Origin of the sequence: Adhaeribacter swui (genome assembly GCF_014217805.1) — a bacterium.
Classification (GTDB): domain Bacteria; phylum Bacteroidota; class Bacteroidia; order Cytophagales; family Hymenobacteraceae; genus Adhaeribacter; species Adhaeribacter swui.
In genome coordinates, this window is record NZ_CP055156.1 from 1,166,905 (window position 1) to 1,181,869 (window position 14,965).

Here is a 14,965-nt window from a genome sequence, read left to right on the forward strand (position 1 = left end):
ATATAAAAAGGTTTTTGGGCAGAACGATATTACCGGAAATCGGATTTTAAATTTTCTGGTTTGCGAAAATTTAAAATCTTTCTCTTATTTTTCGCCCGCTTAACCTTGTTCAGCTACTCGCCCGAAGTTTCAATACCCATCTATATAAATCAAACAGACTATGCCAAATCCGTGGACCGGTAAGGGAAATCCTTATACCCGACAAGAAGTAAGAGATCGTTTAAGAAGTACCATCGAGCAACAAAAAGCCATTATTGCGGCCGGAGCGGGTACCGGTATCAGTGCCAAATTTATTGAGAAAGGCGGTGCCGATTTAATTATTATCTATAACTCGGGGCGCTTCCGGATGTCGGGTCATGGTTCTACGGCGGGTTTAATGGCCTACGGCGACGCCAATGCGGTAGCCATGGAAATCGGTGAATTTGAAGTGTTACCAGTAGTAGAAGAAATACCCGTAATCTGTGGGGTACACGGCTCCGACCCGCGGCGGCGCATGTGGCACCATTTATTAAAAGTTAAAGAAATGGGCTTTTCCGGGATTAACAATTTCCCGACGCACTCCATCGTGGATGGTCATTTCCGGCAGGTGCTGGAAGAAACCGGAATGGGCTTTGAAAAAGAAGTGGAAATGGTGCGGCTAGCCTCTAAAATGGATTTATTCTCGATTGTGTACGTAGCCCATCCCGAGGAAGCCCGGCAAATGGCGGAAGCCGGCGCCGATGCTATTATTGCGCACGTGGGCACCACGGTAGGCGGTTCTATTGGGGTGGTTGAAGCATCCTGCACCATGGACGATGCCATTGCCCGTACCACCGCCATTATGGAAGCCGCCAAAGAAGTAAACCCTGATATGTTTTTTCTAACGCACGGCGGCCCGATTAACACCCCGGATGATGTGCGGGAGATACTAGCGGCCACCGAAGTGCACGGCTTTGTGGGTGCCTCTTCGCTGGAACGCATGGGCGTAGAAGCGTCGTTAACCGATTTAACCCGGAAATTTAAAGAATTAACTCTGCCCTACCGGAAAAACAGCTAGGACCGAGAGCCATTAAGCGACCAATCTGTTTCGGCAGCAACTCTGATCTGTTTTATATTATACCAATGCAACCATTAAAGTACCGGGTAAGTACTCTAACTTACCCGGTACTTTGATATTTATACTTGCCTATCCACCGTATTTTCGCCTTCCGTTCACGAAAGCACTAGATCGCAAACACTGATTGTACTGATAAAGTAAGGTCGTATTTTCTGGATTATAAAACAGCCATTCCGGCGTTTATCGGTTTTACTAACAGAAAACACAAGCATTTAGATAGCTGATATCAGGCTTTCATTATTTTATCAATAGATTATATGTATTTTTAAAATCGTAACATTAAATACTAAATCAATTCTGTCCGGCTGCTTATTTCAAATAATTATCTCAATTTTACTGATACCCCGGTAACAATCCTTCTCTAATTGATATTTATATAAAAAATTATCAATTCGTGCTCTTTACCTCCTCCAAATCTATAAAGCAGTATTTTATCTAATGTTTTTGTGCTCCATCGCCAGCGGTGTAACACAAAAAACAAGTGAGTTAATTGGGAACGAGGAATAACAAAATTACTCAAGCTTCAAAATTTTATATTTTTTAAAATTCGAGTTTCGTTGGCACCAGAATGAAGGGGTTCCAATACGCAGACTTAGTCCCAAAAATCAAAATATTAAAAACCAATATAAATACGCATGGACTTTATTGATGTAATTAAAGCATTAGGTGAGAAGGTGTCTCGCATGAAAGATAGTATACAAACCGAAGAAGCTACCAAAATGGCATTTGTTATGCCTTTTATTTCTGCTTTGGGCTACGATGTATTTAACCCCCACGAAGTAGTACCCGAATTTGTAGCAGACTTGGGCATTAAAAAAGGAGAAAAAGTAGACTATTGCATTTTAAAGGATGACAGCCCTATAATGATTATAGAATGCAAACACTGGAAAGAAGACCTTAACGTTCATAATTCTCAGTTACATCGTTATTTTCATGTTACTACCACCCGATTCGGCATACTCACTAATGGTATCATTTATAAATTTTATACCGATTTAGTGGAATCTAACAAGATGGATGATAAGCCATTTTGGGAATTTAACATTACCGATATATCTGATGCCAATGTATTTGAGCTTAAAAAGTACCAGCGCAATAGCTTTAATGTTGATACCATTTTAAGTTCAGCTACTGAGCTAAAGTTTGCCCGGGAGATTAAGAAAATATTGCTCGAAGAATTTAATAATCCATCAGAAGCTTTTGTAAAACATTTTGCCCGGCAAATACACACTGGCCCTATGATAGCCAAAGTTCTGGAGCAATTTACCGGAGTTGTTAAGCGCTCACTAAATCAGTTTATTACCGATATGATTAGTGACCGGTTGAAATCTGCTTTAGCTTCTGAACAAGATCGCGAACGGGTTGATATTGCAGCAAGGGTTGAAGAAGACGTTACTGTTACCCCAGTAAAAGAACCTGAATCAAAAATTGTAACCCATGAAATTGAAAAAGAAGCCTTTTTTATTGTTCGATCTATTCTTAGAACAAAAGTTGATTCTAGCCGAATTACACACCGGGACACGCAATCGTACTTTGGAATATTGCTGGATAACAACAATCGTAAACCTATTTGTAGATTGTATTTGGAAGGAAATAAAAAGTTTATTGTATACTTTGACGAAAATAGGAAAGAGGTTAAAAATGAAATTACAAACCTCGATGATATTTATAAATATTCAGATCAGCTAGAAGCCACTGCTTTAAGTTATGATTCTAAATAAATTTTTTAAAATATCCTAGTCAAGAGGCTTTGTGCTGGCCGGTATGAATTTATAGTTAAAATTGGCTTAAATAAGCAACCCATAACAGTAACGTTATGGGTTGCTTGCAGGGCTATATGGGGTATTAAATTATTATTCAGTATTACATAATTTACTTACCAAGTCCTTACTGGGCCTGGGTGTTTCGGTTAAAATATTTCGCTTTTTTGCTGGTTTTGGGTATTTGTGCCTGAATGGCCGCAGCTACTTCAATAGGCAAGTCTGATTCCAGTACATCGGCTCCCATTTCAAAGGTTTGCTGGTACGCTTTTTTACGGGCCTCCGGATCTGTTAATTTATCGTAAGTCGGGGCGGCCGAAATCATGCACATTACTCCACGGGCATGTAGTAAATCGTACATTTCTTTGTTTTCGGGCTTGTTCTCCGGGCCTACATACGCCATAATACTCGACCAGGGCACACCGGCTTTTTCGTAGCCTTCCAGTTCTTTTTTAGTTTTCACGAAAGCCGAAAACATAACACCCGGTATATTATCGTAGTAATATTTAGCTTGTTCGGGCGTGTGTACGGTGAGCATTACGTGGGCGGCAGCGTTGTGCTTTTTTAACTTTTTCATCGTCATAGCTAAAGGCACATCTTTTTTATCCAGGTTAATGATGGTTTTGCCTTTGCTCCAGGTAATTACTTCGTCTAAAGTAGGAATGCCGTATTCCGTTACATTGCCTTCGGGGTCTTTTAATTTAAATTTCTTTAATTCTGCCCAGGTATAATCCGACACTTTGCCGGTGCCGTTGGTAGTACGATCCAGGGTGGCATCGTGCATTAATACCACTACGCTGTCTTTGGTGAGGCGCGGGTCTATTTCAAAAAAAGCCGGCGTGTGGCGTAACGTATTTTCGAAAGTGGCAATGCAATTTTCGGGAAAACCTTTGGTGGTGCCACCCCGGTGCCCGCTAACAATCGGAACATCCAGGCCGGTGTATTTAAAGAAATCGTGCAGCTCCCGGGTATTTTTAATTTTTAGCGTTTGCAGCGGCGCTTTTTGCTGAGCCAGTACCTGGTTGCAGATGCTAGAGATTAACATGATCCCTATTAAACCACTCGTATAACGCTTACAGAAAAAGATTTTTTTAAAAAATTTCATGGTATTGTATGGCTTAACGCTCTGATTAAGAAATGATATTATAATTTACTATTTAAGTGTACTAGGTAAAGTTCACCGGCTGCATCTAACTCAAACATGGTAACTGACGAATTATCGATAACCAGTTGGCGGTAGTTTTTTACCGGCATACCTAACTTGTAAGCTAAATAAAAGCGGTTTACCCCGTTATGGGCTACTACCAGAATATTGCCTTTGGTATATTGCTGCTGCAACGAACGGTAAAAATCATCTACCCGCTTAATTACTTCTCCCGCCGACTCGCCGGTGCCGCCGGCTTTGGTTTGGATAGGGTCTTCGCACCAGTTTTGCCAGAGCAGTTCATTCTCCGGAATAAAAACTTCTTTGGGCTTTCCTTCCCATTGCCCGAAATCGGCTTCAATCAACCGCTCATCGGTTATTACGGTTTGACCACCGCCGGCAATGTAAGCCGTGCGGTGCGCCCGTTCTAAGGGCGAGGAGTAAACCGCAACAAAATCAATATTTTTAAGTTGAGCCGCGGCCAGATGCGCTTGTTCTAAACCTTTACTGGTTAAGGGCAAATCGGTGCGGCCGCAGTAACGGTTGCCATCGGCATTCCAGGCAGTTTGGCCGTGGCGTAGTAAATAAATTTTAAGCATAATGGTAATCAGTGATGTATTTTTTCTCCCGCAAAAGCTGCAGAAATTTACCGTAACTTTTTTGATAGCTCGCGCTAAGGTAAGGAGTAGGATGCACTTCTTTTTCGATTTGCGTTAAAGCTTGGGTAGCTTCGCTGATAGAAGTAAAATGCGTTTTGGAAGCTGCAATTATAGCTGCGCCTACGGCTCCCGTAACGTACTTCATTTTGAAGATAGGCAAATTTAGCACATTGCTGCGGATGGTAAGCCAAGCATCGCTGTTACTGGCACCGCCCGCCGTATAAACAGCTTTTACTTTTTCCCCGGAAAGCTGCTGAATCATTTCAAAAGCATAGCGTTCTATATAAGCCACACCCTCCATATTCGCCACGAAGCGTTCCACGGGAGATAATCCTTCTGGTTCAAAACCACGGGCGTGGGGAGCGATAAACGGAAAACGTTCACCTTCCTGTTGTAAAGGATAAGCTAAATAGCCCGATGGAATAATACTTGCTGCCTGTTCGTTTAGTTCAGCTAAATCTTCTTTAAATTCTTTGGTAACCCAATCGGCGCCGGTGTTACTGGCCCCACCCGGCATCCAAAAACCTTCGGGGTGGCGATGGCTGTACAAGCGATCTTCGGGGTCTTTTATTTCCTGACTGGTTACGCCTTTCACTACCAGGGTGGTGCCAATGGTCGTATTCCAGTCGCCGAGGTTAACCGCCCCCGATGCTACCTGCGACGCGCAACCATCTGTCATGCCGGCAACTATTATTAACTCCGGGCTTAGATTATATTCCGTAGCTAATTCTGGCGTTATTTTACCAACGGGAGTACCCGAAGAAACTACCTGGGGTAACCACTCTTTTTTAAGGGGTAACTGCTCGTGGATATAAGCCGGCCAGTTATTATTTTTTACATCATACCCGGTTTTTAAAGCATTGGTATAATCGGTAATGCCCCATTGGTTACTTAGTTGGCCAATAATAAAATCGGTAGCATGTATCCATTTCGCTATTTTTTGAGCTTTCTCCGGATAAGTTTTACTAAACCAAACCATTTTAGATAAGCCGCTGCTGGCATTAAAGCCCGTATACCCTTTCGGGTGAAAAGCTAAAGCTGTTTCACGGCAAAGCTTGCCTTCTGCTACCGAGCGGTTGTCGCTGTACATTAAAGCCGGGTGCAAAGGGTTGTTTTGCGCATCCAGGGGAATAACCGTGCCGGAGGTAGACGTAACCGAAGCCGCTTTTATATCGGTCAACGAAATAGTATGGGTCACCTCGGCCAACAAACTTTGCAAGCAACGTTGGCAGGCGGCCCACCATTCGGCTGGTGATTGTTCTTCCCGGGATTTAGTAGTTAAGGAGAAAGCTTCTTCGCGGCTGCCCACCTCGTTGCCGGTAACATCTAACAACACAATGCGGGCGCCCTGGGTACCCACATCAATGCCTAAAAAATAAGGTGCCGTCATACTACTTCCTCCAGACATAGTTGCTTAAAAGTTTGCCGGTTGCGTTTCCATTCTTCGTAAAGCGCCGTGTAATTGCCTGTTTCCTGCGGCTCTACCACCGTAGTACTTCCGGCAGAATTCCCTGTTTCTCCCAAAGCTTCGTTGCAAATAAACACACCACCTACTACCGAAGATTGCTGGTAACTGCTGCGGATATACACCTTTTTATTTAGTAAATTGGCGATAAACTTACGTAGCAACTTACTTTGAAAACCGCCCCCGCAGGCCCAAACGTAATCCCGCTCATTAGCTGAAATAGCGCTTAAAGTACCATAATTTTCTTTGATGCTGCAGGCAATATCCCAGAGGGTAGCCCACACAAAATGAGCCCGCGTGAGCACATGCGATACCGGGGCCGGGAATATAAAACCACCTTTCGTAACCGGCGATTTCTCGTCGGCAACCAGCGAACCCAAAGAAGCCACGCAATGCACATTTTTTACCTGGCTTAACTCTTGTTCAATTACCTCGTAGCTTTCATGAGGATAAAAAATTTCTTTTAAGCGCTGGTAATTCAAGCCCGTTACGCCGGCATTGGTTTCCAGTACAAAGCTGTTTTCATCAATATGCCGGTTGGTCCAGGAACGTTCTTTGTGGTCGGTGATGTATTCATTCACCAGTTTAATCAGGGGCGTGGTTGTGCCCGATACAATTACTACATCTTCTAACTGTGGCTGGGTGCCTTTAACGGCTAGCTGCGTATCGGCGCCCCCTATAATTACCTGAGCTTCCGGAGAAATTGTAAAGTTTTGTGCTATCTGGGGCAAAACCGGTCCGAGAATAGTACCGGAAGCGCCTAACTCGGGTAAAAAATCTGCTTCAAGCTGAAATAGAGAACTTAATTCCGGCGACCAGCTTTTTTGAGCCACATCGTACAGCAAGGTTTCCGAGGCCTGGGAGTGCTCGTACCTGGCTACGCCGCTTAGCTTAAATTGCGCCCAATCGCTGATGCTTAAAAAAGTAGCGCAGGCCTCCCATAATTCGGGCCGCCGTTCGCGTACTCCTACCAGTTTTAAAGCGGAAAAAAGCGAAGTAGGATAACGGCCGGTTAGCTCATAAACGTAACTTTTATCGGTAATTAAATGCTCCCATTCCCGGCCCCGGTGGTCGATGTTGGGTAATCCGATTAAAGACTCGCCTTTATGGCCGATTAAAACAATACCTTCGCGCTGGCTGGTAGCGGTTAAAGCCTTAATGTTAATGCCCGGTACTTTACTTAAGGCCGTTCGGGCCAGATTAGAAATGATTCGCCACAATTGTTCCGGGTCGAAAAAAATAGATTCGGGATAATGCTCATCTGTTTGATAAGGCATATTATCCCGCTCCACACCTAATATTTCACCGCTTTTAGCGGCTACCGCCACCCTAACGTTTCCGGTACCAATGTCTACAATAATGTATCCTTCCTGCATGGTGCTACCTTCCATTATTTTTTAACAGCCAGCACGTCTTTGTTGGCTAATTGTTTAATAGTTTTATTATCGTCGATAAACCAGGCTTTCAGGGCATCGTTCATAATATAGGCATGGTGGTCTTCTACCTCAAAGGTAGCGCCGGCAATATGGGGAGTAGCCAAAACGTTAGGGCTATGAATAATCTGGTAATCCAGGGCATCCGGAGGTTCGTGATCGAATACATCCAGAATAGCACCGCGGATACGTTTATTTTTCAAGGCGTCCCATAAATCTTCGCGTTTTACCACTACGGCGCGGGCAGTATTTACAAAAAGAGCATCCGGCTTCATTAACGAAATTAAGTTTTTATCAATCATGCCAATGGTTTGTTCTGTAACCGGCAGGTGAATAGAAACAATATCGCTGGTGGCAAAAACTTCTTCTAAACTTATCTTTTTAAAATCCGGATCCGGCGATTCGGTGTAAGGGTCGTAGAACTGGATGGTACACGGAAAGTTTTTTACCATATTTGCAATGCGTTGCCCAATAGCGCCAAACCCTACCATACCAATAGTTCTGCCGGCTAATTCGTTGCCTTTAAACTGCAGGTACGAGGTATGCGCTCCGGCTTCCCAGTTTTCTCCTTCCAGCCAGGCACAACCGGCAATGGTGTTGCGCAGAAAAGTAATAACGTTGGCCACAAACATTTCGGCTACGGCCTGGGCGTTACGAGCTGGGGTATGAAAAACCGGAATATCGTGCTCTGTGGCCGTGTCTACCGCTACATTGGAAGGCGTACCGCGACAAACCCCAATAAATTGTAAATCCGGAAAAGCATCTATTACTTGTTTCGTAACGTGGTCGTGTTCGGTTATAAAAGCATCGGCTTCCGTTTCTTCTAACATAGCTATTAACTCTGCTTCGTTGTACGCCCGGCCATGCGGTTTCCAGGGGCGGTAAATAATTTCTCCGAAAGTAGCGGCCAATACTTGTTGCGCTTTCTCGTGGTAAGGCGCGGTAATTAAAATTTTCATACGCAATTGTTATAGGAGTACTTAATAAGGGCAGAATCCAAAAACTCCGCCCGGTTAAAGCAATATTTTTAAAAATTTAAAATTTAGACTTAAGCGAGTGGGGTTGTTTTTAATCTTTCTCCGGCGGGAAGAGTTATTTCTTCGGCTTTTACCTGATGCGCGGTTTTCGCATTATCGGGCAGGGTAATAAATTTGGTTAAAATCGCACTTAGCAAATACAATCCGGCCAAAATCCAAACTACACCTTCGTTACCAACCGTACCAATAAATACACCCACAATGGCGGGCCCCAGAAACACCGGCAAACCGGCACCTAAATTTAAGATAGCCATGGCCGCTCCTTTATCTTTTTTCACCAGCGAAGGTACCAAGGCCGACAGTGGCACGTAACCAGCCAATAAAGCTCCCCATAAAACGCCCGCTAATAAAACAGCCCAGAAGTTAGTGCCGACCAATTGGGGCATATAAAAAAATAGTAAAGTAGAAACAGCACACCCTACCCCACCAAACCACATTACCGTATTACGCCAGCCCATCTGGTCGCCCACAAACCCAAAAATTAAATTAAAAGCAATGTTGGCCGTGAAAATTGTACCCCAGATTTGCAGCCACTCGGTAGTTGAAAAACCATGCGCCGCCATGTAAGTAGGCAGAAACACCGGAAAAGCGAATTGCGCCGTGGTATTAATAATTCGTACCAGGCCACCCAATAATACTTTAGGCTCTTCTTTTACAATGGTTAAGCCTTTTATTAATTCCTGGGCTTTAGCGCCGGTTTGGCTATTCTTCGCCTGAAATTTATCGCGGTTTAAAATTAATGCTAAAAAGCCGCCTACCAGTACCCAGAAAATAGAGCTCCACATGGTATTGATGTAGCCTAAGTGCTGAATGGCCCAACTGGAATAATAAGCGCCTAACACATTTAAACCCCCGGTAAACACAAACCAAAACCAACCCACGGCGCGGCCTAGCTTTTGCTGCGGACTGCGGTAAGTAATCCAAACCAGGAACGAGTAAGCAAACAAAGGATAGCCAAAGCCCCGCAAAGCATACGTAAAGAGCATCATCGGAAAATTAAGATCCGTCATGCCGTAGCCCACAAAGCCAATGGTACCTAAAATATACAGGAATAAGCCCACAGCCATGGTTTTCTTAGCGCCGTACCCTTCGGCGAGTACGCCGGAAAACCACGACGAAATGGCAATGGTAATGCCGTACACCGTGAACAAGGAGGCCGATTGTTGAATGGACATGCCATGCTCCAAAAGGTACGGACTTAACCAGCCTTGTTCCAGGCCATCGCCCATCATAAAAATTAAGATACCCAAATATCCCCACCCCAGTTGTTTGGGAATGCCGGCCCTATCCAGAAAGGAGCCTCCTGTATTTGTTTGCACTTGCATTGTAATTTCCTTTTTAGGTTATGTAAAACTTTGGTTTTCTTAATTTAAATAGTAAGCTTACTCCTCTCCTACTCGTAGATTTTTTCTCTGCTCTTGGTAGATGAAGGAATAGCCAGACTAAAAATTTAAAGTTTGGAGGCAGGCGCGTTCTAAAATTACTTTTATCCCTCTCCTGCGCTCCTTCAATAACTCTTAATTTAATTAATACCCCGGATTTTGGGTTAAATTACCGCTACTGGCATCAATTTGCACTTGCGGTACAGGAAACAATAAATCGCGCTCGCTAATAGTAAAAGGCAGGGCCGAGGCCGAATTGGGTTTATCGCCGCCAGTATTTTTAGCCGACATTACTTCCAGGGCTTTACCGGTTCTTACCAAATCAAACCAGCGTAAATTTTCGAAAGCAAACTCAATTCTGCGTTCGTTTAAAACTCCGTTCAAAAATGCATCTTTAGAAGTAAAGCTGGCCATATCAAAAGCGGGGTTAGGCTGGGCGCGGGTATGCACCTGGTTTAGTAAATCTAAAGCTTCCTGGCTGGGATATTGAAGCTCATTCAGGGCTTCGGCTTTCATTAAAAGAATATCCGAGTAACGTATTACCGTTGTTTTAATATCAATGGTGTTATCGGTGTTTACATTCTCGTTGTGTACTTTAGGGCTGTTGTAGGTTTTAATATTAGTGGTATCAACAATGGCATCTAAGCGCGGATCGTCTTTATAGGTTTCCATAAAATCGCGGGAGGCGGTATTGTTGTAATCGTGATTTACATTTAAATAAGGATAGCCTTCGGAATTAGTACCACTTTTAAAAACCACTTTAAAAATTACCTCGTTGCTTTTGGTAGCATAATTAAATATGCCGGCGTAATTTGCATCTAAAGAATACACGCCCAGGTTTATTACCCGGTCGGTATATTCAATTACTTTCGAGTAATCCTTCCGCACTAAATTAACCCGGGCTAATAATCCCAGCGCTGCGCCTTGGGTTACTCTTCCGTCGTTGGCGTTATCTACGGTTACCGGCAATACATCTACGGCTTCGGTTAAGTCTTTTAAAATCTGGTTGTAGATTTCAGCTACCGGAGTTCTGGTTTGATTAATAAACGAAATAGGATCCGTGGTTTCTTCTACCACCAAAGGTACATCGCCCCAGATCTGAGCCAGATAAAAGTAAGTAAGCGCCCGGATAAACTTTACTTCGCCTTTGCGTTGGGCCTTTATGGTTTCATCCATAGTAATGGCATCTATTCTATTAAGCACAATATTGGCTCGTTGAATAGTAAGATAGGAATTATGCCAGAAAACATTTAGCCGGTCGTTGGCCGAAGTAAGATTAAAATTGTCGAAATCGGCGTAAGCGCCGCCCGCCGGGGTAGTGGCAAAATCATAAGTATTATCACTTCGTACTTCGGCAAAATGATCGAGGTAGCCCGGCCGCATGCTGGTTTGTAGCCCGTCGTAAGTAGCTATTACAGCTTGCTCCATATCCGAAGCAGTATTATAAAAATTATCGACGCTGTTTTCGGCCAATGGTTTTAAATCGATGTAGGATTCGCAGGAAACCAAAGCGAAAAATAAAGTTATATACAGGAGATATTTCATGACTTTTTAGAAACTAGAATGAAACATTTATACCAATGGTAGAAGTCTTACTTAGCGGGTAGTTACCGAATTCTTCGCCGGGAGTAAGGGCGCTGCCGTAGTTGCTGGATACTTCGGGGTTATAACCGGAATATTTAGTCCAGGTAACCGGATTTAGTAAGGAAGCGTAAACGCGTACCCGACTGATATGAAGTTTATTGGTTAAAGCATTAGGTAAGGAATAACCCACAATCACCTCGCGCAACCGCACAAAAGAAGCATCTTCTACCTGCCAGCTCGAAGCCCGGGTATGCGTACTAGAGCCTACTCCCCAAACCGGCCGCGGCGCATCTTCGTCTAAATAAACCGACAAGTTGTTGCCCCAGGCTTCGGCTAAATAGCGGTGCATGGTGTTCATTACTTCCAGGCCTTGCTGCGAGTAAACCGAGGCAGAAATATCAAACCCTTTAATTTTGTAACTAAAGTTAAACCCGATTTGATAATCCGGGTAGTTATCGCCCAAAATAACCCGGTCGTCGGCGTTCACTACTTTATCGCCGTTGGTGTCCTGGTAAATAAAATCCCCGATTTGCTGATTGCCCAATTTAGGCGTAGTCGATAACTGATCCGCGGATTCAAAGCGGCCAATTACTTTGTAACCAAAGAACGAACCTACCGGCTGGCCCACCCGGGTAATGTGAGAGCCGCTTAAGCCTCCAGAAGAAATAATCTGCTCTTGTCCCGGACCTAAGGCTAATACTTTATTGCGGTTAGCCGAGAAGTTTACACCCACCGATAATTCTCCCGGACCTACTTTTCTGGCCGTACCCAGAGCCAACTCAATTCCCCGGTTTTGTAATTCTCCAATGTTTTGCAGCGAAGAACTATAACCAGAAGCCGATGGAACCGGAACGTTCAGTAACAAATCGGTCCGATGCGAATGGTAGTAGTCGGCGGTGAAGGTATAATATTTTAAAAAAGTAAAATCAAATCCGGCATCAATGGTTTTGGTAGTTTCCCAGGAAAGATTGGGGTTAGGCGCAGTACTGGGGTACAAGCCCGATTGAACCACATCGCCAATAGGGTATTTACCACCAGTAGAAAGCAATGCAATGGAGCCGTAGTACGGAATATTGTTATTTCCGGTAAGGCCGTAACTGGCGCGTAATTTTAAGTCATTTACAAAATCGTTCTGAAAAAATGCTTCGTCCGAAACCCGCCAGCCTAACGAAACCGAAGGAAACACGCCCCATTTGGTATTGCTCCCGAACCGCGAAGAACCATCGGCCCGAACGGTAGCGGAAACCAGGTATTTACCCCGGAAATTATAATTAGCCCGGCCAAAATAAGATAGTAAACTCCATTCTCGCTGGTCTTCGGAGCTGTAGCGTTCCTGAGCCGTATTAATAGTTCGTACATTATCGGTAGCAAAATTCCGGCCTTCGGCGGTAGCATCTTTACTTACCTCTTTTTGCATGCTGCTACCCAGCAAAATATTTATATTATGGTCGTTGTTAATGCTTTCGGTATAAGATAAAGTATTATCCCAGAGAATATTAGCCGAATTAGAGTTAAATACTGAACCATAGTTAAAGAAAGTAGTGGGAGCCGGTTCAGTGCGGTAACTTAATGATTTAGGCCGGTAGTATTTGCGGTCGTTAAAATTGATATCGCTGCCAAAAGTGGTTTTAAAAGTAAGTTTACTCGTAATATCGTACTCCACATTGGCGTTAAACTTCATCCCGAATTGCTTCATCCGGTTATCTACCAGGTTGGCCAGGGCCACCGGATTTTGGAACTGCACCACGTTAGATTCGCCGCTCCACAAGGTCTGGAACAATTTATCTACCGCGTAGGAACCATCCGGATTGTACACCGGCAGCTCCGGATGTTGCATTAAAGTACCGATTACTAAACCTTCGTCGCCCCAGTTTTTCTCGGAGCGCGCCAAATTATTATCAATGTAAGTAGGATTTAAATTTACCCCAATGCGCAACTTGCTGCTTAACTCAGTATCCAGATTCAGCCGTACGCCTACTCTTTCAATGCCGGAGTTAGGAATAATACCTTCTTGATTTAAGTAATTGGCCGAAACGTAATACCGGGTTTTGGTGGTGCCGCCGCTTACCGCTAAGTCGTAGCTCTGTACTTTACCCGTCCGGTAAAATTCATCTTGCCAATTGGTATCCGTTAATCCGGGTTCCCCATTAATATAAGGTAGCATGTAAGCCGGGTAGCGGTCATCTATATTTCTTAAATTTAACGGATCGCTGGCTTTGTGATTTACCGGGTCTTTGCTAATCCAACTTAAATCGCGGGCCAGTTTCGTATAATTAGCGTGCTCGTAGGCGTTCATCACATCTACTTTTTTGGCCAACTGCGAAACACCGGCGTAGGCATTAAAAGTAATAGTCGGTTTCTCGCCCAAAGCTCCTTTTTTAGTAGTAATAATAACTACCCCGTTAGAACCGCGCGAGCCGTAAATAGCCGTTGCAGCCGCATCTTTTAGTACCTGAATACTTTCTATATCCGTGGGGTTAATAGAATTTAAAGGATTGAGGGAGTAGTTAAAATTATCATTTCCCTGGTCGCTGCCCGCCGAAAGCGGCAAACCATCAATTACATACAAAGGCTGGGTACCACCGGTAATAGAGCCTACTCCCCGCACATTAATAGTCATGCCGCCACCCGGTGCCCCATTACTTTGCGCAATAGTTACCCCCGGAATTTTACCAGCCAGCGATTGCTCAAAATTGACTACCGGCCGATCTTCAATGGCTTTACTATCTACCGAGGCTACCGAATTAATTAAGTTTCTTTTGCTTTCGGTTCCGTAACCCACTACCACTACTTCGTCTAAGCTTTTGGTATCGGGGAGTAAGGTTATATTTAGAGTAGTGGCATTCCCGATTTCTACTTCTTTAGCTATATACCCGATGTAAGAAAATACAAGTACGCCGCCGTTATCCGGCACTTCTAACGAATAGTTACCCGATACATCTGTTGAAGAACCAGTAGTAGTCCCTTTTAAAACCACCGTTACGCCTATTAAAGCTTCGCCGGACTCGGAGGTAACTTTACCGGATATTTGCTTCGCCGGTTTATTTAGTAAATTTCCGGTAGCAGAAGTCGCCTGAGGAACAATAATATCAGCTGGCCTAAATAGCTTTACCGTATTTGCGGATGGGGTAGTAGCAGTAAGTTTACTTTTATTGGCAAAGAGTGTAACATTTGCCCTTAAACCTTTTATTTCTTTTACTTTTACCGGGCTCGCAGAGAGTTCTTCGGCAAAGCAAACAGTAGCCGCACAGGATAGCAAAACAATACGGATGGCTTTGCCCCTGGAATTCAGGTAATTTTTTTTCATGAGACTTTTCTTTGTGATAGGTGAATAAACTTACAAGTGCATGAAAGGAGAAAGATGAATTAACTTTTAATAAATTTAAAATATATTACTTTTATATT

The 14,965-nt window shown here is 43.8% G+C and carries 10 protein-coding genes; 2 read left to right on the top strand and 8 right to left on the bottom strand.

Features of this window, described 5'->3' with window-relative positions; all coding sequences use genetic code 11:
• Positions 1-160 precede the first annotated feature (160 nt).
• On the top strand, positions 161-1,036 hold the full coding sequence (locus tag HUW51_RS05840) for a phosphoenolpyruvate hydrolase family protein (RefSeq protein ID WP_185273053.1): 876 nt from the start codon (positions 161-163) through the stop codon (positions 1,034-1,036).
• Positions 1,037-1,731: 695 nt separating this feature from the next.
• Positions 1,732-2,817 (top strand): type I restriction endonuclease, encoded by a 1,086-nt coding sequence (locus HUW51_RS05845; RefSeq protein WP_185273054.1) that lies wholly within the window; start codon positions 1,732-1,734, stop codon positions 2,815-2,817.
• Positions 2,818-2,983: 166 nt separating this feature from the next.
• Here the strand turns inward: HUW51_RS05845 and HUW51_RS05850 are convergent, their stop codons facing one another.
• The 8 genes from HUW51_RS05850 to HUW51_RS05885 form a co-directional block, all read right to left on the bottom strand.
• The gene (locus HUW51_RS05850; protein WP_185273055.1) at positions 2,984-3,901 is read right to left on the bottom strand and encodes a glycerophosphodiester phosphodiesterase family protein; all 918 of its coding nucleotides are present in this window, start codon (positions 3,899-3,901) and stop codon (positions 2,984-2,986) included.
• Between the two features lie 98 nt (positions 3,902-3,999).
• Positions 4,000-4,599: a histidine phosphatase family protein gene (locus HUW51_RS05855; RefSeq protein WP_185273056.1), complete on the bottom strand. Its 600-nt coding sequence runs from the start codon at positions 4,597-4,599 to the stop codon at positions 4,000-4,002.
• Complete coding sequence (locus HUW51_RS05860; RefSeq protein ID WP_228466937.1) at positions 4,592-6,067, bottom strand: FGGY-family carbohydrate kinase; 1,476 nt, start codon at positions 6,065-6,067, stop codon at positions 4,592-4,594. Before HUW51_RS05860 ends, HUW51_RS05855 begins: the two co-directional genes overlap by 8 nt.
• Positions 6,046-7,515: an FGGY-family carbohydrate kinase gene (locus HUW51_RS05865; protein WP_228466938.1), complete on the bottom strand. Its 1,470-nt coding sequence runs from the start codon at positions 7,513-7,515 to the stop codon at positions 6,046-6,048. Before HUW51_RS05865 ends, HUW51_RS05860 begins: the two co-directional genes overlap by 22 nt.
• The gene (locus HUW51_RS05870; protein ID WP_185273057.1) at positions 7,515-8,516 is read right to left on the bottom strand and encodes a 2-hydroxyacid dehydrogenase; all 1,002 of its coding nucleotides are present in this window, start codon (positions 8,514-8,516) and stop codon (positions 7,515-7,517) included. The genes HUW51_RS05865 and HUW51_RS05870 overlap by 1 nt, the downstream gene beginning before the upstream one ends.
• Positions 8,517-8,605: 89 nt before the next feature.
• A complete protein-coding gene (locus HUW51_RS05875; RefSeq protein ID WP_185273058.1) occupies positions 8,606-9,919 on the bottom strand; it encodes an MFS transporter in 1,314 nt (437 codons plus the stop codon).
• A 201-nt stretch (positions 9,920-10,120) separates the two neighbouring features.
• Positions 10,121-11,521 carry a RagB/SusD family nutrient uptake outer membrane protein gene (locus tag HUW51_RS05880; RefSeq protein WP_185273059.1) on the bottom strand — a complete coding sequence of 467 codons (1,401 nt, stop codon included), beginning with the start codon at positions 11,519-11,521 and terminating at the stop codon, positions 10,121-10,123.
• 13 nt (positions 11,522-11,534) lie between these two features.
• Positions 11,535-14,867: a SusC/RagA family TonB-linked outer membrane protein gene (locus tag HUW51_RS05885; RefSeq protein ID WP_185273060.1), complete on the bottom strand. Its 3,333-nt coding sequence runs from the start codon at positions 14,865-14,867 to the stop codon at positions 11,535-11,537.
• Positions 14,868-14,965 lie beyond the last annotated feature (98 nt).

Excerpts from the sequence above, each read along its gene's own strand:
- HUW51_RS05885 (WP_185273060.1), bottom strand. The coding sequence starts at position 14,867 with ATGAAAAAAAATTACCTGAATTCCAGGGGCAAAGCCATCCGTATTGTT.
- HUW51_RS05860 (WP_228466937.1), bottom strand. The coding sequence starts at position 6,067 with ATGTCTGGAGGAAGTAGTATGACGGCACCTTATTTTTTAGGCATTGAT.
- HUW51_RS05845 (WP_185273054.1), top strand. The coding sequence starts at position 1,732 with ATGGACTTTATTGATGTAATTAAAGCATTAGGTGAGAAGGTGTCTCGC.
- HUW51_RS05880 (WP_185273059.1), bottom strand. The coding sequence starts at position 11,521 with ATGAAATATCTCCTGTATATAACTTTATTTTTCGCTTTGGTTTCCTGC.
- HUW51_RS05855 (WP_185273056.1), bottom strand. The coding sequence starts at position 4,599 with ATGCTTAAAATTTATTTACTACGCCACGGCCAAACTGCCTGGAATGCC.
- HUW51_RS05865 (WP_228466938.1), bottom strand. The coding sequence starts at position 7,515 with ATGGAAGGTAGCACCATGCAGGAAGGATACATTATTGTAGACATTGGT.
- HUW51_RS05840 (WP_185273053.1), top strand. The coding sequence starts at position 161 with ATGCCAAATCCGTGGACCGGTAAGGGAAATCCTTATACCCGACAAGAA.
- HUW51_RS05875 (WP_185273058.1), bottom strand. The coding sequence starts at position 9,919 with ATGCAAGTGCAAACAAATACAGGAGGCTCCTTTCTGGATAGGGCCGGC.
- HUW51_RS05850 (WP_185273055.1), bottom strand. The coding sequence starts at position 3,901 with ATGTTAATCTCTAGCATCTGCAACCAGGTACTGGCTCAGCAAAAAGCG.
- HUW51_RS05870 (WP_185273057.1), bottom strand. The coding sequence starts at position 8,516 with ATGAAAATTTTAATTACCGCGCCTTACCACGAGAAAGCGCAACAAGTA.